Genomic DNA, 14,942 nt, shown 5'->3' on the forward strand with positions numbered 1-14,942 from the left:
GCCACGCGCACCACCGGCCGCGGCTCATGCGGCAGCTCTGGCGCGCAGGCCCGGCAGGCGGCGATATCGGCGAGGACAGCCTGAAGGCTCATATCGCCGATATGGGGATTGCGCCCTAGCTCGCCACGTCCTGCGACGGTGCGACGCTCTCGCCTTCCAGCGGCATCCGCAGGCGATAGACGCCTTTGAACTTCTCCGGATCGGCCGGCTTGCCGTGGCGGGTGATGACGATCTTGCCCTGACGGGCCAGGCCGCGCGCGGTGTTGCGAACGTGACCGGTCAGGCGCCGCCAGCTCTCGGGATTGGCGGCGCGGGCCACCTCTTCCGACGAAGCCGACTTGCCGGGCTCAAGCTTGCCCAGCACGTCCAGGATCACGGCTTCCATATCTACGCTCATCAGCCGCCTCGTTTCATGGTTTCGCGGGCGATGACCACCTGCTGAATCTGACTGGTGCCCTCATAGATCCGGAAGATGCGTACGTCTCGATAGAACCGCTCGATACCGTGGTCGGCGACATAGCCGGCGCCGCCGAAGATCTGCACGGCCCGGTCAGCGACCCGGCCGACCATCTCAGAGGCGAAGTACTTGGAGGCCGCGGCCTCCAAGGTCACGCTGTGGCCGGCGTCACGCTTGCGGGCGCTCTCCATGGTCATGGCCTTGGCGACCAGGGCCTCGGTCTTTGAGTCAGCAATCATGCCCTGGATGAGCTGGAAGCCGGAGATCGCCTGGCCGAACTGCTTGCGCTCCGAGGCATAGGCCACGCAGTCGGCCAGCAGCCGCTCGGCCACGCCGATGCACACGGCCGAGATGTGCAGGCGGCCGCGGTCGAGCACCTGCATCGCCACCTTGAAGCCTTCGCCCTCATTGCCCAGGCGGTTCTCGACCGGCACGCGGACATTGTCGAAGATGACGTCGCAGATGTGCGCGCCCTGCTGGCCCATCTTCTTCTCGGGCTTGCCGACCGACAGGCCCGGCAGGTTCCGCTCGACCAGGAAGGCGCTGACCCCGCCGCCGCCCGGCTTGCCAGGATCGCTGCGGGCCATGACCGTGAACAGGTCGGCCTTGTTGGCGTTGGTGATGAAGCGCTTGGTGCCGTTCAGGACATAGACGTCGCCGTCACGGATCGCGCTGGTCTGGACATTGGCGCTGTCGGACCCGGCTTCCGGTTCGGTCAGGGCGAAGGAGGTGATGATCTCGCCCGACGCGATACCCGGCAGATACTTGGCCTTCTGGGCCGGCGTCCCGAACATCACCAGGCCCTGGCTGCCGATGCCGACATTGGTGCCGAAGGTGGATCGGAAAGCCGGGCTGGTGCGGCCCAGTTCCACGGCCACCAGGCACTCGTCCTCCATGGAGAGGTCCAGGCCCCCGTATTCGGCCGGGATGGAGAGGCCGAACAGGCCCAGTTCCTTCATCTCTGTCACCAGCTCCGGTGGCATGGCGTCCTCTTCGGAGACCTTGGCCTCCAGCGGACGCAGGCGTTCGGAGACGAAGCGGCGGACCATGTCGATCAGCTGTTCGCGGGTTTCCAGGTCGAGGGCCATGATGTCTCTCTCGGCTCTATTTGCAGGTGATCTTGTCGTCGGGGATTTCGGCGATCTTCGACAGGGTGACGGCGATGACGGGGTCGGGCCACATCTCGTAGTTCGTGCCGCCGCCAGGCACGGCGCAGACCTGGGCCATCCGCCTGGCGAGCTTGCCCTCGCGAATGGCGGTGATCTCGGCCAGGTAGCCGACCGCGTGGGGCAGGCCGTTCCAGATCTTCAGGAAGGACTGTTTCTTGGCCGCCGATCCGTCGACGGCGAAGGCGACCTTGCCGGGGGCGAGCGGCTTGTAGCTGTCGGGCGCGCCCTCCGGCAAAGCCATGTCGACATGGCCGGTTTCGACGGCCTCCAGGACGGGTTTGCCGCTGGCGATATCGAGGGTGGCGCGCTGACCAGACATCACCTGGACGCTCTCCCCCACCAGCTTGGTGTGCGGGTCGAAGCCGGCGGCCATCAGGGCCTCCACCAGAGTCCCCGGCTTCTTCGGCGCGCCAGGCGCCGGACCACCGGCCAACGGCGGGGCGACGGCCGGCGCGGTCTTGACCGGGGCGTCCTGGGCGAGGGCCGGATTGGCCAGGGCCAGGGCGCCGGTGAGGATCAGCAGGCGGATCATGCCTTGGCGAGCGCCAGGGCCGAGCCCTGCCCGACGCCGACGCACATGGTGGCCAGCGCCCGGTCGCCGCCGCTCTTGTGCAGCGAACGGGCGGCGGTGAGCGCCAGGCGCGCGCCGGAAGCCCCCAGCGGGTGGCCGATGGCGATGGCGCCGCCGTGGGCGTTCACGTGCTCGGCGTCGTCGGCCAGACCCCAGGACCGGGTGCAGGCCAGGGCCTGGGCTGCGAAGGCCTCGTTCAGCTCGATGACGTTGAAGTCGCGCGGCGTGATCCCCAGACGCGCGCAGAGCTTCTCCACCGCCGGCACAGGGCCCACGCCCATGATGCGGGGTGCGACGCCACCCGAGGCGCCGCCCTCGATGCGGGCCAGCGGTTCGAGGCCCAGCTTCTGGACCATCTCGGCCGAGGCCAGCAGCAGGGCCGCCGCGCCGTCATTGACCCCTGAGGCGTTGCCGGCGGTGACCGTGCCGCCCTCGCGGACGATGGGCTTGAGGCCCTGCAGGGCCGCGAGCGTGGTGTCGGGGCGGGGGTGTTCGTCTTCGGCGACGACGATGTCGCCCTTGCGGTCCTTGATCGTCAGGGGCGCGATCTCGCCCTCAAAGAAGCCCTTGGCGCGGGCGGCGCCGACGCGGGCCTGGCTGCGCTGGGCGAAAGCGTCCTGGTCTTCGCGACTGATCTGGTAGTCGGTGGCGACGTTCTCGGCCGTCTCCGGCATGGCGTCGACCCCGTACTCCTTCTTCATCTGCGGGTTCACGAAGCGCCAGCCGATGGTGGTGTCGTACATCTCCGGGGTCCGGGAGAAGGCGCTGTCGGGCTTGGCCATCACGAAGGGCGCGCGGCTCATGCTCTCCACCCCGCCGGCGATGATCAGGTCGGCTTCACCCGCCGCGATGGTGCGCGCGCCGGCGATGACAGCGTCCAGGCCCGAGGCGCAGAGGCGGTTCACCGTCAGGCCGGGGACGGTGGACGGCAGGCCCGCCAGCAGCAGGGCCATGCGGGCGACGTTGCGGTTGTCCTCGCCGGCCTGGTTGACGTTACCGTAGATGACCTCGTCCACCTGACCCCAGTCGAGCTTGGGATAGGCGGCCATCAGGGCCTTCAGCGGGTGAGCCGCGAGATCGTCGGCGCGGACCTTGGAGAGCGCTCCGGCGTAACGGCCGATCGGGCTGCGCAGGCCCCCGCACAGATAGACAGTCCGGCCTTGCATGATCTCTCTCCGCCACTTAGGTCGCCTTGCGGCGTCGTCTCTTCGGAGCGGCAAACTAGTGTTTGGATCGGCGGCGGGCAAACGCTTCCGGCGGGGTGAGGCGACATCATGGACGGCACGGAAACCGAGACCAATCCCTGGGTGCATGTCGTGGTGAGCGAGGGCGACTGGGCCGGGTGGTCGATGTACGGCAACGACCCCTTCGAGGATCACGCAGGCCCCTTCTACTACCGCATCGCCGAGGACGGCAGGCCGGTCTGCGCCATGCGGCCCGAGCACAAGCACATGAACGGCGGCGGCTTCATGCACGGCGGGGCGCTGATGACCTTCGCCGACTACTGCCTGTTCGTGATCGCCCGCGACGCCCTGGCCGACAGCCGCAGCGTGACCGCCACCTTCAACAGCGAGTTCGTCGGCGCGGTGCCCGAAGGTGCGCTGCTGGAATGCACCGGCGACGTCGTGAAGGCCGGCCGCAGCATGGTCTTCGTGCGCGGCCTGATGACCGTCGAGGGCGAGGCGGTGCTGAGCTTTTCCGCCGTGCTGAAGAAGACCGCGCCCAGGGCCACATGACCTACACCCTCTCGGTCCTCGACCTCTCGCCGGTGAGCGGGAGCAACACCCAGGCCCAGGCGGTGCGCGAGAGTCTGGAGGTGGCCAAGGCCGCCGAGCGGCTGGGCTATCACCGCTTCTGGGTGGCCGAGCACCACAACATCGGCGGGCTGGGCTCACCGGCCCCGGAGATCCTGATCGCGGCGGCCAGCCAGATCACTTCGACGATCCGGCTGGGGTCGGGCGGGGTGATGCTGGTGAACTACTCGCCGCTGAAGGTGGCCGAGGTGTTCATGGAGCTGGAGGCCCTGGCGCCGGGCCGCATCGACCTGGGGGTCGGCCGCGCCCTGGGGACAGACCAACGGACCGGAGGCGCCCTTCGCTCCTCGGGTTCCGAAGCTTTCCCGCAGTATTTCGCCCTTCTCTGCGCCTGGCTGCTGGACGCCTCCGGGACCGAGCCGATCACCGACGCCCACCCGGCCCGGGAGATCCACGCCAATCCGAAGGGGCCGTCGCACCCCGACCCCTTCCTGCTTTGCACCTCGGTCGACAGCGCGCTCTTCGCGGCGCAAGCCGGCGTCGGCATGGTGTTCGCCGAGTTCATCGCTCGCACCGATGGCGGCCCGGCGGTGGCCGCCTACAAGGGCAACTTCCGCCCCTCGGTGTTCCGGTCCGAACCGCTGGCCGGGATCGCCACCATCGCGCTTGCCGCCGAGACCGACGCCGAGGCGCAGCGGCTGGCCGCGCCCATGCGGGCCGGAAACCTGGCCACTCTCGACGGCGAGCGGCGCAGGTTCACCTCCATTCCCGAGGCCCTGGCCTTCCTGGCTGAGCGGGCCGATGACCCGCGGTTGGCGGGCGTGATGGCGCGCTCCATCGTCGGGGACCCAGCCGCCGTCAAGGCGCGGCTGGACGCCAAGGCCGCGAGCACCGGCGCTGACGAGCTGTTCGTGATGGCGGTGGGGCCGGACCTGGAGAGCCGCATCCGGTCGCTGGAGCTGATCAAGCCCGCCTAGTGGACGTGGTCCATGGCCGGCGTCTTGGCGGACGCATCCGACAGATGCGCTTCGATCCGGGCCAACCCGAACACCGACCGCCAGCCCTTCTTGTCGCCGCCTGAGGCGAGGCGCCAGGGCGCTTCCTTGTCCGGAAGCGGCTTGCCGTCGACATGGTAGGCGAGGATCACCACGTCGTCGTGGAAGTCCTTGTCCAGCTCGGCCAGGGAATAGACCGCCTGGAAGCCGTCCTTGCCGGTCATGACCACATAGGCGCGCAGCGGGTCGCCGTGCAGCCTGGGGCCCACCGGCAGGCCGCCTGCCCGCAGGACATAGGTCAGGATCGGTCCCTCATAAGTCTTGGCGCCGCTGTCCAACGTCACCTTCACCTCGGCGCGCGGCAGGTCGGTGAGGTCCGCAGGGGTCAGGACCTTGGTCTTGCCGTCGAGGGCCACCACGGTCAGCGACTGGGCCAGGGCCGCGATGGGGGCGACCGCCAGGGTCAGGGCGAGGACAACAGCCTTCATTGGCCGAACAGTTCGCGCGGCATGGCGCCCACCACGGCGGCGGTCATGCAGGTGGCCAGGAAGCCTGCGACCAGGGCCTTCCAGACCATGCCGATGATCTCGTTGCGGCGTTCGGGCATCAGGACGCCCATGCCCGAGACGGTGATCCCCACCGAGCCGACATTGGCGAAACCGCACAAGGCGTAGGTCATGATCATCCGGGTGCGCTCGGTCATCTCGCCCGCCGGGACCGCGCCCAGTTGGATGAAGGCGATGAACTCGGTCAGCATCAGCTTCACGCCGAGAAGGTAGCCCGCCTTGAAGGCCTCGTCCCAGTGGATGCCCAGGGTCCAGGCGAGGGGGGCGAAGACCACGCCCAGGATCCGCTCGATGGTCAGCGGCGATCCCATGACGTCCGGAAAGACCGAGAGCATGCCGTTGCCGATGGCCACGAAGGCCACGAAGACGATGAGGATGGCGCAGATGTTCAGCACCACGGTCAGGCCGTCCATCGTGCCCTTGGAGATGGCGTCGATGCCGCTGTCGTACTTCAGCAGCGAGTTGTAATCCGCGTAGAAGCCCCCCTGCCCCGGCTTCTCCGGCACCATGATGCGGGCCAGCAGGACACCGGCGGGCGCCGAGATGATCGAGGCCACCAGGACGTGGGCGGCGGCGTTGGGCAGGGCGTCCTTCAGGATGGTGGCGTAGGCGACCATGGTGGAGCCGGCGACGGTGGCCAGGCCCACCACGATCATCAGGAACAGCTCCGAGCGGGTCAGCTTGTCCAGGAAGGCGCGGATGACGATGGGGCTCTCGATCATGCCCAGGAAGATGTTGGCGGCCACGGCCAGGGCCGAGGCGCCGCCCAGGCCCATGGTCTTCTGGAAGATGAAGCCGAAGCCGCGGGTGATCCATTTGAGGATCTGCCAGTGCCAGAGCAGGGCCGACAGGGCCGAGATCACCAGGATCAGCGGCAGGACCTGGAAGGCGAAGACGAACAGGCCGCCGGGATTGGTGACCGCATAGGGCTGGGGCCCGCCGCCCATGTAGCCGAACACGAACTGGGTGCCCTGGGAGGTGGCCGCGGCCAGGCCGTCGACGCCGTCGTTCAGGGCCTGGATCACCGCCTGGGCGCCCGGTAGGCCAAACAGCAGCAGGACCAGGGAGACCTGGACGAAGATCGCCCCCAGGGCCAGCTTCCAGGGGAAGCGGCTGCGCTCCTCCGACATGGCCCAGCAGATGGCCAGGGTCAGGGCGACGCCGACCAGGCTCTGGGCGTTCTCCAGACGAAACATGCGGTTAGACCCCAGCGCCGGGACTCAAGGGCCGGCCGCCCCTATTGAGGGGAAGCCTGGGGCGGAGGCAACTGCGTGGTGGTCGCGGATGGAAGAAAAGCCCGCCTTGCCTGACTTGACAGCAATTAGATTGTACACAATATAATATTGCACAATCAAACACGGAGACGACCCCATGCCCGCCCTTTATTCCACCCAGGCCCGCGCTGTCGGCGGCCGCGCCGGCCATGTCGAGACCCCCGATGGCCTGCTGTCCCTGGACCTGGCCCTGCCCAAGGAGATGGGCGGCAAGGGCGGGGCGACCAACCCCGAGCAGCTGTTCGCCGCCGGCTACGCGGCCTGTTTCGAGAACGCCGCGCGGTTCCTCGCTGGCCAGCAGAAGATCGCCCTGACCGGCGCCGCGGTCACCGCCACCGTCGAACTGCACCCCCGCGCCGAGGGCGGCTTCCGCCTGGCCGTGGCGCTGGATGTAGAGACGCAAGGCCTTGACCAGCAAGCCGCCGAGGCCCTGATCGCCCAGGCCCACCAGGTCTGCCCCTATTCGAATGCGGTTCGCGGCAACGTCGATGTTGGGATAACCGTAAGGGCGCAATGAGTCCCAAGACCACCAAGACCGCCGCGGCCCCACGAACCCCGACAAGTGACCGTCGGGGTGTCGCGCAACAACTGCGGCTCGAGAACCAGCTCTGCTTCGCCCTCTACGCGGCGAGCGGGCTGGTGACCCGGGCCTACCGGCCGCTGCTGGAGCCGCTCGGCCTGACCTATCCCCAGTACCTGGCCATGATGGCCCTGTGGGAAAAGGCTCCGCGCACGGTGAGCGATCTGGGCGAGGCGCTGGGCCTCGACAGCGGCACCCTCACCCCGCTGCTGAAGCGGATGGAGAGCGCGGGCCTGGTGCGCCGCACCCGCGACGCCGCCGACGAACGCCGCGTGCAGATCACGCTGACCGACCAAGGCCAGGCCTTGCAGGAGCAGGCGGCGGGCGTGCCCCTGGCGCTGGCCTGCGCCCTGGACCTGCCCGGTGAGGAGATCGTGGCGCTGCGGGCGAGCCTGCAGGACATGGCCCGCAAGCTGCGCGGGACCCAAGACTAGACCGGTGCAGGCGCCACGGCCTGGCGGGGGGACTCATCGGCCGCGCCGCGTTAAGTCTTCCGCGCCATCCAGGAGCCGCAGCGTGTCCCTCAAGATCGACCTCTACCAGCCGTCGGACCACGACCTCGTCGTGGCGCTCTCGATGCGGGCCTGGGCGCCGGTGTTCGAGAAGCTCGAACCCGCCGTTCCGTCCTACGTCTACCAGGCGTTCTACCCGCAGGGCTGGCAGGTCCGGCAGACCGACGACATCGCCGATTTTCTGACGGCGAACGGCCAGGACGTTCTGGTGGCGCGGCAGGGGGCGGCCATCGTCGGCTGGGTCGGCCTGCGCCTGCACCCGGAGGACGGAATGGGCGAGATCTACATCCTGGCGGTGGACCCGCAGGCCCAGCGCGGGGGCGTGGCCAAGGCCCTGATGGAGGCCGCGATGGCGAAGTTCCGGGCGGCGGGGATGTCCATGGCGATGGTGGAGACCGGCGGCGACCCCGGCCATGCCCCGTCACGCGCCACCTATGAAAACTTCGGGTTCGAGCCCTGGCCGGTCGCCAGATATTTCCGCGAACTTTAGGGCGCAGGCCGGTTAGCGGAGGCGGGGTCGGATCCGCCGAAGTTGCGGGGCGGCGGCCAGCCCAGGGGCGTAGACTTCAAGGGCCAAGCTGAGGACGGCGCCTTCAGGGCCATGGTCTAAGTCGGCGAAGTGAGCCTGCTTCGAGCGGAGAGCGGGCGTTGGGAAGGTCCGCAACGGGTGGGGAGCGGACATTTCGAACCTACTAGTAAGTTGGCACCGTGAAGAGAGCATTGACGCTCGGGAGCTTTCCGAATTGGCTATCAAAATGACTCCCTCTCAAGCCGTCAGCCGCGGCGGGCTGACCGTCAACGGCACCGTCATGGTGACTATGTTTGGCCTCCCCCTATTGGCCTATGGAGCAGCTTTGCTGTTCGACCTTGATCCGCAGTCGGCAGGTACGGCGGCGGGCATTACCTTCCTTGTAAGCTGGCCGTTAGCTTGGCTTAGCTGGTCCCTCCTTGTGCCTCGCTGGAGGGTTTGGGCCTATGAGCGAGTTGAGAACCTCGACGAGCTGAAGATGCGTGGAGTGGAAGCTGGCCTCATCTGGCGCGACGGACATTTTTTCGAGCGCACAGAACTTCGAACGCCGTATCAGCGTCAGCGCATTCGAGAGCTTGAGCAGGCTTGGGCAACCAAGGCCAACAGTTAGGGTAGCCGCTCGCCCGTCGCAACGTCCGCAATGGGTCGCGAGCTTCCGTTGGCCACTGGCCCTAAAGCGGGCCTTTGAGATGGGTCCCAAGACCAGACGTCCCCAAGGTCGCAGAAGGGTGGTGAGCGGAAGTTGGGCTGCTAAGCTTCCAGGATGAAGTTGCATCCCGACGTCGAAGCACTGCTGAGGACGATGAGAGCGCTGGAGCAGCGCCTGGCCGGCCACGATGACTTTTGGGCAGATCATGTGAGGCGCGCCGCAGATGAGGTGGCCAAGTCCGACGCGCACGGCGTGCAGCGCTTTCTCCGGCTTTTTGGGGGCATGGGCTCCCTGAATGACCTAGTCCTCCATCAAGACGGCAACCCACTGCACGCCGAGAACGACCAATTGGATGCCCTGCGAACCAGGGCCTGGGAACAAGCCTTCGCGCTAAGGCATGAGGCCGAATGACGTAACTTCCGCTAAGGGTCGCGAGCGGTCCCGAGCAAGGCCGCCGCAAGCAGACATTCCCCCAGACCGCCCGAAACCGGACCCTGCCGACGGCAGCGGAGGGTGGATTACGGACGTCGGTAAAGCGAGCGCATTGAGACGGACAGCTATGCGCAGCCGCAGTGGATGATGCCGACGAACGGACGTTTGCGGTCGGCCCGTAGCGCCATCCCCTCGGGAGACGTCTGGCGACAACCTGGGCGAAGGAACCCGTTCACGCGCGTTGAGCCTGCGTCTCAGCGCGAGCAATGCGCCGCCAGCGCCACCAGCAGGTTCGGCACCGAAATCGGTCTGGATTACGGACGGATTACGGTGACAGTGCACTTAAAGGTAAATTCGGTGCGGAGTTGAGTGCACTGTCACCGCAGTTCCTGGCAGTTCTTGGCGCTCTTGGTGGCGCATGTCCGGCCGTTGGCGTGATGGGCTCCAACGCCCCACCGCCCGGGCAGACCACACTCCACGGGCCTGGAAGCGCGCCTCGTTGCCGTAGGACGGGCTTCCAGCCTCGCTCCGTCAGGCTCCGCGCAGCAGGACGCCGGCGGTCAGGATCGCGAAGGCCACGGCGAGGGTGGCGAACACGTGCTCGCTGATGAACGGGATGGCGATGCCGCCGTACTGGACCAGCATGGACAGAACCGCCAGCACCACCGCGATGGCGAAGAGGGGGACGGAGGGAGCGGTGAGGGGCAAACCGGCGCGACGAACAGCCATGGGAGAATATCCTGAGGCCCTACCCGGCGAAGGCCGGCCACGAGCTTGACCATAACGCCGGCTGGGCGTTGCGGTTGCTATGGCGGCTGGAGACGGGCGGATTCCATCGGGTATCTGGTCCTTCAGCCGCCGAGCCTCAGTCATCGTCTTTGACGGTGATAAACGTCTGCGACCAGGGTGGTGATACGGGTACTGCGGTGAGAACTCAGAACTCGGCATCTAATTAGGTGCACTGTCACCGTAACCCCGAGAAGGGTGGGGAGCGGACGCTCGACTAGACGAGCAAAGCAGCTCCGTTCCAGATCGTGTCAAACGCCTTGACCTTCATGATGGCGAGATCTTTGTCAGCTTTCTGGATAGTTGCGGGAGACCTCTTGGCGAAGTCCTTTAGAGATTGAGTCAATATCCATGCCACTTGCGCATCCGTAATGATGAGGCGGTCATGGAGTAACCGAGCTTCAGTCAGTCTCACTTCCAAAGGTCGGGCTGCACCGTATTGTTCAACCCACTTTTCTGCTGCGGGTTTGAGGGTCGGCTTTACGGTCCCAGCATCAGATAGCAAGTGAACCATAACCCCATTGGGAGCCAACTCTGCGACCTCGGTCACGGCGGCGAAATCCATATAAGGGTCAACGATCAATATCGAGGCGCTTGCTTCGCCGATGATCTTCGATAGGGCAGCGTAGGCATCAAGCGATGCTCCCGTGGCGACAAATACCCCTTGGGAGCTGACCGGAAGCTGCAGCTCAGTTATGGCGAGGACTTGGTTCAAAACCAAGATGATGTCCTTAGCGTTTTCCTCCGGTGAATAAGATCCCACGAGCTGCTTTACCGCATAGTCTAGTCGGGCGCTGAGCTCGAGATGGCCCGCCGCCTTAACCAGAGCAGCAGCCTGCTATAGCCATTGGATCGTTTCGTTCGAAAGGTTCCACTTGTCGTCGAAGGCCAATAGATCAGGCGGATCGGCCAACAAGCGACCAAGGTGGTGATAGAGTACTTGGCTAGAAAGAGTCGTCGTCATGGGGTCAGCGTAGCCCTTATTGGTCTGACGTCCACAACGGGTCGGATGCGGTCGTGACCGGGGTCGCCGCAAGCCGACGGCCGCCACGATGGGACCCGCGCCACACTGAGCGCTCAGTCCCCTTGCGGTTCGTCCCGCGCCGCGTCATCGAAGGGCGGGTCACCAGCAGGGAAAGCCATGCCGAAGTTCGCCGCGGGCGTCGTCAAATTCCAGCAGGAAGTCTTCCCGGACAACGCCGAGCTGTTCGAGAAACTGGCGCAGGGCCAGTCGCCTGAGGCCCTGTTCATCACCTGCTCGGACTCGCGGATCGAGACCGGCATGCTGACCCAAAGCCAGCCGGGCGACCTGTTCATCGTCCGCAACGCCGGCAATATCGTGCCGCCCCACACCCTGGAGACCGGCGGCACGACCGCCGCCATCGAGTTCGCCTGCACCGCGCTGAACGTCCCGCACATCGTCATCTGCGGCCACACCCAATGCGGCGCCATGCATGGGGCGATGCACCTGGAGGGGCTGGGCGCCCTGCCCCACGTCAGGAACTGGCTGTCCTATGCGAGGGCCGCCGTCGAGATCACCAACGAGCTGGGCAAGGATCTGGACGAGCGCGCGCGGGGCCTGATGCTGCTGGAACAGAACGTCATTCTTCAGCTGACGCACCTGAAGACCCATCCGGCCGTCGCCGTGCGGCTGGCGCGCGGCGACCTGCGGCTGCATGGCTGGGTCTACGACATCGCCGACGGGGAGGTGAACGCCTGGGACGAGGCCCGCAACCGCTTTGAGCCCGTCAGCCAGCGCTACGCGGCCGAGGTCGCCAAGCATCTGGCGCTGCACACCCACACCTAGGACCCGCCGGGGGAGGATCTCGGCTCAGCACCTCCTCGCCCACTTGTGGAAGAGCGCGGGCGCTAGGGCGGCGCGCCCTTAGATGCTCCCCTCCTGGGGGAGCTGGCGCGGAGCGCCTGAGGGGGACTTTGACCCTTGTTTGACTGAGGTAAGGGTCAACTACGTTGATCCCCCTCCGGCCCGCCGCTGCGCGCCGGTCCACCTCCCCCACATCGGCGCTGCGCGCCTGGGGGAGGATCTAAAGCCGGGGGCCCTCTCCCCAGGGGGAGAGGGGAAGTGGGCGGTCAGGCTCCGGCAGCGACCTTGGCTTTTTCCTTGGCGGCCATCTTGGCGATGAGTTCGCGGCGTTCGGCCAGGCCGCGATAGAGCTCCACCAGGGTGGCGGCGGCGTGCTCGTTCTTCTGGATGGCGGCCCAGTAGGCGGCGACCTTCGGCGAGGCCGGTATGGGGTTCTCGACCTCGACGGTGGGCAGGACGTTCTGAACCAGGAACAGGGCCGGGACCAGGGTGCAGTCGGCCATGGTCAGGCGGCCGGAGACCGCGAAACCGTCGGTCCCGATATAGTGCTCCAGGGCCTTGATCCCGCGGATCACCTGGCCGCTCAGCAGCTTGACGATGTCGGCGCTGCGGGTCGAGGCGCGGCCCTGGCCCGAGAGCATGAACATGTTGTTCATCAGGTAGATGTCGGCGATGCGCGACACCGTGCGGATGGCTGCGGTCTCACGCGGCGTGGCGCCCAGCATGGAGTTCTGCGGATAGATCTCCTCCAGGTACTCGGAGATCACTTCGGATTCCGGGATCACGTCGCCGCCCAGGTCGAGGACCGGGATGCGGGCGAGCGGCGAGGTCTTGTGGAACTCGCCGGTCATGAAGCCGGGGGGCAGCTCAATGTCGATGTCGGAGATGCCCTTGGCGTAGATCTGCATCCGCACCTTGGCGGAATAGGGGGAGAGGTCGCCGGAATAGAGCTTCATGAGGTCAGTCCTGGAAATAGGCGCCGCGAACGGCTGTTTGAAATACGCCGTACAGCTAACGCCGTTTCACCGGAGGTTCAATCAGGCTCGGAGGCTCGTCCGTCAGGTCGCCAAGCGGCCGCCGCGACGGAGCGCCGATCAGCTCAGCAGCAGGACGACCGCGATCCCGACGATGGCCAGGAGGGTGCCGATGCCCAGCACCCATCGGATGTGGCCGGTCTTCTGGCCGCCGCTCGCGTCTTCCGTGCGAATTGTCTCGCCGTCGCCGCCGGGGTTCAACTTCGGATCATTTGCCATGGATAGGCAACGCGTCGCCGGGCAACTAGATGCATGGGCTGGGCGCGGGGGCGAGACCATGGATGAGACCGAAGAGCTGATCCGGTTGTGCGTGCGCGCCCTGGTGGCCCAGATGGTGGACGTGCCGGGGGTGGAGATGCGCCTGACGCGGACCGGTGTCCTGGGCCTGACCGGCGACCCGTCGGCCGACTTCAACCGGCTGGCCCTGGGCGCGGGCCCCGACGCCGAGGATTTCCTCGTCTCGTCGGTGGCGCGGGCGCGGCAGCGCGGGCTGCCGCTGGTAATGTTGCTGAGTCCCCAGGCGGCGCAGACCCTGACGCCGGTCGCGGTGGCGCTGGGCCTGACGGCGGCGGGGACCTCGCCGCTGATGGTGCTGCGGGCCGGGACGGCGGTGGCGCCGAGCCGCCCGGTGAGGGTCACCCGGGCGCTGGGGCCTGAGCTGGTGGCGATCGCCGGGGACCTGGCGGCGGCGGCCTTCGACTCGCCCCGCGAGGTCATCGCCCGGTTGATCGATGTGTGCGTCACCGAAACCGCGGGGATCGAGACCTGGATCGCCTGGGACGGCGACCTCCCCGTCAGCGCGGTCTCCGTGACGCCGACCGGAAACACCGCGGGGATCACGCTGATGGCCACGCCGCCGGAGCGCCAGCGCGGAGGCTGGGGCCGCGCCCTGCTGACCCAGGTGATGGCCGACTATCGAAGCCGCGGCGTGACGCGCTTCCACCTCGGCGCCTCCGACGCGGGCCTGAGGCTGTATCAGAGCCTGGGTTTTGAGACCGTCGCCGATCTGCCGGTCTGGATCCTGGCCGACGAAGGCGCGGACCCCGGCAAGCGTCACCCGCGCCTCGAAGCGGCCGATGTGGACGGATAGCCGCGCGCGGAAAATAGTGGGCGGGTGTCGGGACGCACGGCGGCCCTTCGTCCTGCGGTCAGGACACCCGGGAGACAGATCGAGATGACCCCCACCCTCACCGCCTTCAAGGCCTCGCCCGATCGCGGCCGGGGACTGGCCCGCGACATGCGCGTGCGCTGGGCGTTCGAGGAGGTGGGCCAGGCCTATGACGTGCGGCTGGTGACCTTCACGGAGATGAAGCAAGCGGCCCACATGGCGCTGCATCCCTTCGGACAGATCCCGACCTATGAGGCGGGCGAGGTGGCGATCTTCGAGTCCGGCGCCATCGTCTTCCATATCGCCCAGACCCATGAGGGCCTGCTGCCCGCCGAGGCCGGGGCGCGGGCGCGGGCCGTCAACTGGCTGTTCGCCGCGCTCAACACCGTGGAGCCGCCGATCATCGAGCGCGAGACCAGTATGTTCACCGAGCGCGACAAGAGCTGGTTCGACGAGCGCCTCGGCGCAGTCGAGGGGCGCATCCGCACCCGGCTGAGCCAGCTTTCTCAGCGCCTGGCCGACGCCGACTGGCTGGACGGGGCGTTCAGCGTGGGCGACCTGATGATGGTGTCGGTGCTGCAGCGGCTGGGGAGTTCAGGCCTGGTGGCGGAATATCCGAACCTGGCCGCCTACCTCGCCCGCGCTGAGGCCCGGCCGGCCTATCGGCGGGCGTTCGAGGCGCAGTATGCGGTGTTCCTCGC

General features: G+C 67.2%; 20 protein-coding genes and 1 pseudogene. 10 read left to right on the plus strand and 11 right to left on the minus strand.

Annotated features, from left to right (window positions below; translation table 11 throughout):
* The 5 genes and pseudogenes from AAC997_RS11870 to pcaF all read right to left on the minus strand — a co-directional run.
* Nucleotides 1–92: pseudogene (locus AAC997_RS11870) on the minus strand (uracil-DNA glycosylase family protein); the annotation flags it as partial.
* Between the two features lie 23 nt (nt 93–115).
* A complete protein-coding gene (locus AAC997_RS11875) occupies nt 116–397 on the minus strand; it encodes a DUF3253 domain-containing protein (protein ID WP_340645907.1) in 282 nt (93 codons plus the stop codon).
* A complete protein-coding gene (locus tag AAC997_RS11880) occupies nt 397–1,545 on the minus strand; it encodes an acyl-CoA dehydrogenase family protein (protein ID WP_340645908.1) in 1,149 nt (382 codons plus the stop codon). Before AAC997_RS11880 ends, AAC997_RS11875 begins: the two co-directional genes overlap by 1 nt.
* Nucleotides 1,546–1,561: 16 nt before the next feature.
* Complete coding sequence (locus AAC997_RS11885; protein ID WP_340645909.1) at nt 1,562–2,158, minus strand: hypothetical protein; 597 nt, start codon at nt 2,156–2,158, stop codon at nt 1,562–1,564.
* Nucleotides 2,155–3,363, minus strand: a complete 1,209-nt coding sequence (gene pcaF, locus AAC997_RS11890) for a 3-oxoadipyl-CoA thiolase (protein WP_340645910.1) — start codon at nt 3,361–3,363, stop codon at nt 2,155–2,157. Before pcaF ends, AAC997_RS11885 begins: the two co-directional genes overlap by 4 nt.
* 108 nt (nt 3,364–3,471) lie before the next feature.
* Here pcaF and AAC997_RS11895 point away from each other — a divergent pair, with 108 nt between their 5' ends.
* The gene (locus tag AAC997_RS11895) at nt 3,472–3,933 is read left to right on the plus strand and encodes a PaaI family thioesterase (protein WP_340645911.1); all 462 of its coding nucleotides are present in this window, start codon (nt 3,472–3,474) and stop codon (nt 3,931–3,933) included.
* Nucleotides 3,930–4,928: an LLM class flavin-dependent oxidoreductase gene (locus tag AAC997_RS11900; RefSeq protein ID WP_340645912.1), complete on the plus strand. Its 999-nt coding sequence runs from the start codon at nt 3,930–3,932 to the stop codon at nt 4,926–4,928. The genes AAC997_RS11895 and AAC997_RS11900 overlap by 4 nt, the downstream gene beginning before the upstream one ends.
* On the opposite strand, the gene AAC997_RS11905 is transcribed toward AAC997_RS11900, so the two are convergent.
* Together AAC997_RS11905 and AAC997_RS11910 are read right to left on the minus strand one after the other, a co-directional pair.
* Nucleotides 4,925–5,434 carry a molybdopterin-dependent oxidoreductase gene (locus AAC997_RS11905; protein ID WP_340645913.1) on the minus strand — a complete coding sequence of 170 codons (510 nt, stop codon included), beginning with the start codon at nt 5,432–5,434 and terminating at the stop codon, nt 4,925–4,927. The two genes, AAC997_RS11900 and AAC997_RS11905, sit on opposite strands and share 4 nt — an antisense overlap.
* A complete protein-coding gene (locus tag AAC997_RS11910) occupies nt 5,431–6,708 on the minus strand; it encodes a nucleoside transporter C-terminal domain-containing protein (protein ID WP_340645914.1) in 1,278 nt (425 codons plus the stop codon). Before AAC997_RS11910 ends, AAC997_RS11905 begins: the two co-directional genes overlap by 4 nt.
* Before the next feature lie 175 nt (nt 6,709–6,883).
* Between AAC997_RS11910 and AAC997_RS11915 the strand changes: the two genes are divergently transcribed.
* The 5 genes from AAC997_RS11915 to AAC997_RS11935 all read left to right on the plus strand — a co-directional run bounded on the left by AAC997_RS11915 (nt 6,884) and on the right by AAC997_RS11935 (nt 9,467).
* Nucleotides 6,884–7,303: an organic hydroperoxide resistance protein gene (locus AAC997_RS11915; RefSeq protein ID WP_340645915.1), complete on the plus strand. Its 420-nt coding sequence runs from the start codon at nt 6,884–6,886 to the stop codon at nt 7,301–7,303.
* Complete coding sequence (locus AAC997_RS11920) at nt 7,300–7,800, plus strand: MarR family transcriptional regulator (RefSeq protein WP_340645916.1); 501 nt, start codon at nt 7,300–7,302, stop codon at nt 7,798–7,800. The genes AAC997_RS11915 and AAC997_RS11920 overlap by 4 nt, the downstream gene beginning before the upstream one ends.
* Before the next feature lie 82 nt (nt 7,801–7,882).
* Nucleotides 7,883–8,368, plus strand: coding sequence for a GNAT family N-acetyltransferase (locus AAC997_RS11925; RefSeq protein WP_340645917.1), 486 nt, complete (start codon nt 7,883–7,885; stop codon nt 8,366–8,368).
* Between the two features lie 253 nt (nt 8,369–8,621).
* Nucleotides 8,622–9,017, plus strand: a complete 396-nt coding sequence (locus tag AAC997_RS11930; protein WP_340645918.1) for a hypothetical protein — start codon at nt 8,622–8,624, stop codon at nt 9,015–9,017.
* Between the two features lie 153 nt (nt 9,018–9,170).
* Nucleotides 9,171–9,467, plus strand: a complete 297-nt coding sequence (locus AAC997_RS11935) for a hypothetical protein (RefSeq protein ID WP_340645919.1) — start codon at nt 9,171–9,173, stop codon at nt 9,465–9,467.
* Nucleotides 9,468–10,019: 552 nt separating this feature from the next.
* Here the strand turns inward: AAC997_RS11935 and AAC997_RS11940 are convergent.
* Both AAC997_RS11940 and AAC997_RS11945 read right to left on the minus strand, forming a co-directional pair.
* A complete protein-coding gene (locus AAC997_RS11940) occupies nt 10,020–10,217 on the minus strand; it encodes a hypothetical protein (RefSeq protein WP_340645920.1) in 198 nt (65 codons plus the stop codon).
* A 274-nt stretch (nt 10,218–10,491) separates the two neighbouring features.
* Nucleotides 10,492–10,989 carry a hypothetical protein gene (locus tag AAC997_RS11945; RefSeq protein WP_340645921.1) on the minus strand — a complete coding sequence of 166 codons (498 nt, stop codon included), beginning with the start codon at nt 10,987–10,989 and terminating at the stop codon, nt 10,492–10,494.
* Nucleotides 10,990–11,415: 426 nt separating this feature from the next.
* Here AAC997_RS11945 and AAC997_RS11950 point away from each other — a divergent pair, with 426 nt between their 5' ends.
* Entirely contained in the window at nt 11,416–12,081 is a 666-nt protein-coding gene (locus AAC997_RS11950; protein WP_340645922.1) for a carbonic anhydrase, read from the plus strand.
* Nucleotides 12,082–12,365: 284 nt separating this feature from the next.
* Here AAC997_RS11950 and AAC997_RS11955 read toward each other — a convergent pair whose 3' ends face one another.
* Complete coding sequence (locus AAC997_RS11955; protein ID WP_340645923.1) at nt 12,366–13,055, minus strand: glutathione S-transferase family protein; 690 nt, start codon at nt 13,053–13,055, stop codon at nt 12,366–12,368.
* A 138-nt stretch (nt 13,056–13,193) separates the two neighbouring features.
* Nucleotides 13,194–13,352 (minus strand): hypothetical protein, encoded by a 159-nt coding sequence (locus tag AAC997_RS11960; RefSeq protein ID WP_340645924.1) that lies wholly within the window; start codon nt 13,350–13,352, stop codon nt 13,194–13,196.
* Between the two features lie 58 nt (nt 13,353–13,410).
* Between AAC997_RS11960 and AAC997_RS11965 the strand changes: the two genes are divergently transcribed.
* The gene (locus AAC997_RS11965; protein WP_340645925.1) at nt 13,411–14,223 is read left to right on the plus strand and encodes a GNAT family N-acetyltransferase; all 813 of its coding nucleotides are present in this window, start codon (nt 13,411–13,413) and stop codon (nt 14,221–14,223) included.
* A gap of 84 nt (nt 14,224–14,307) precedes the next feature.
* Nucleotides 14,308–14,942 (plus strand): glutathione S-transferase family protein (locus AAC997_RS11970; RefSeq protein WP_340645926.1); only part of this gene is annotated, 635 nt, incomplete at its 3' end.

It is taken from the genome of Phenylobacterium sp. (assembly GCF_037968635.1).
Classification (GTDB): domain Bacteria; phylum Pseudomonadota; class Alphaproteobacteria; order Caulobacterales; family Caulobacteraceae; genus Phenylobacterium.

Excerpts from the sequence above, each read along its gene's own strand:
- AAC997_RS11960 (WP_340645924.1), bottom strand. The coding sequence starts at position 13,352 with ATGGCAAATGATCCGAAGTTGAACCCCGGCGGCGACGGCGAGACAATT.
- AAC997_RS11950 (WP_340645922.1), top strand. The coding sequence starts at position 11,416 with ATGCCGAAGTTCGCCGCGGGCGTCGTCAAATTCCAGCAGGAAGTCTTC.
- AAC997_RS11895 (WP_340645911.1), top strand. The coding sequence starts at position 3,472 with ATGGACGGCACGGAAACCGAGACCAATCCCTGGGTGCATGTCGTGGTG.
- AAC997_RS11885 (WP_340645909.1), bottom strand. The coding sequence starts at position 2,158 with ATGATCCGCCTGCTGATCCTCACCGGCGCCCTGGCCCTGGCCAATCCG.
- AAC997_RS11955 (WP_340645923.1), bottom strand. The coding sequence starts at position 13,055 with ATGAAGCTCTATTCCGGCGACCTCTCCCCCTATTCCGCCAAGGTGCGG.
- AAC997_RS11900 (WP_340645912.1), top strand. The coding sequence starts at position 3,930 with ATGACCTACACCCTCTCGGTCCTCGACCTCTCGCCGGTGAGCGGGAGC.
- AAC997_RS11875 (WP_340645907.1), bottom strand. The coding sequence starts at position 397 with ATGAGCGTAGATATGGAAGCCGTGATCCTGGACGTGCTGGGCAAGCTT.
- AAC997_RS11940 (WP_340645920.1), bottom strand. The coding sequence starts at position 10,217 with ATGGCTGTTCGTCGCGCCGGTTTGCCCCTCACCGCTCCCTCCGTCCCC.
- AAC997_RS11880 (WP_340645908.1), bottom strand. The coding sequence starts at position 1,545 with ATGGCCCTCGACCTGGAAACCCGCGAACAGCTGATCGACATGGTCCGC.
- AAC997_RS11935 (WP_340645919.1), top strand. The coding sequence starts at position 9,171 with ATGAAGTTGCATCCCGACGTCGAAGCACTGCTGAGGACGATGAGAGCG.
- AAC997_RS11965 (WP_340645925.1), top strand. The coding sequence starts at position 13,411 with ATGGATGAGACCGAAGAGCTGATCCGGTTGTGCGTGCGCGCCCTGGTG.
- pcaF (WP_340645910.1), bottom strand. The coding sequence starts at position 3,363 with ATGCAAGGCCGGACTGTCTATCTGTGCGGGGGCCTGCGCAGCCCGATC.
- AAC997_RS11915 (WP_340645915.1), top strand. The coding sequence starts at position 6,884 with ATGCCCGCCCTTTATTCCACCCAGGCCCGCGCTGTCGGCGGCCGCGCC.
- AAC997_RS11905 (WP_340645913.1), bottom strand. The coding sequence starts at position 5,434 with ATGAAGGCTGTTGTCCTCGCCCTGACCCTGGCGGTCGCCCCCATCGCG.
- AAC997_RS11910 (WP_340645914.1), bottom strand. The coding sequence starts at position 6,708 with ATGTTTCGTCTGGAGAACGCCCAGAGCCTGGTCGGCGTCGCCCTGACC.
- AAC997_RS11920 (WP_340645916.1), top strand. The coding sequence starts at position 7,300 with ATGAGTCCCAAGACCACCAAGACCGCCGCGGCCCCACGAACCCCGACA.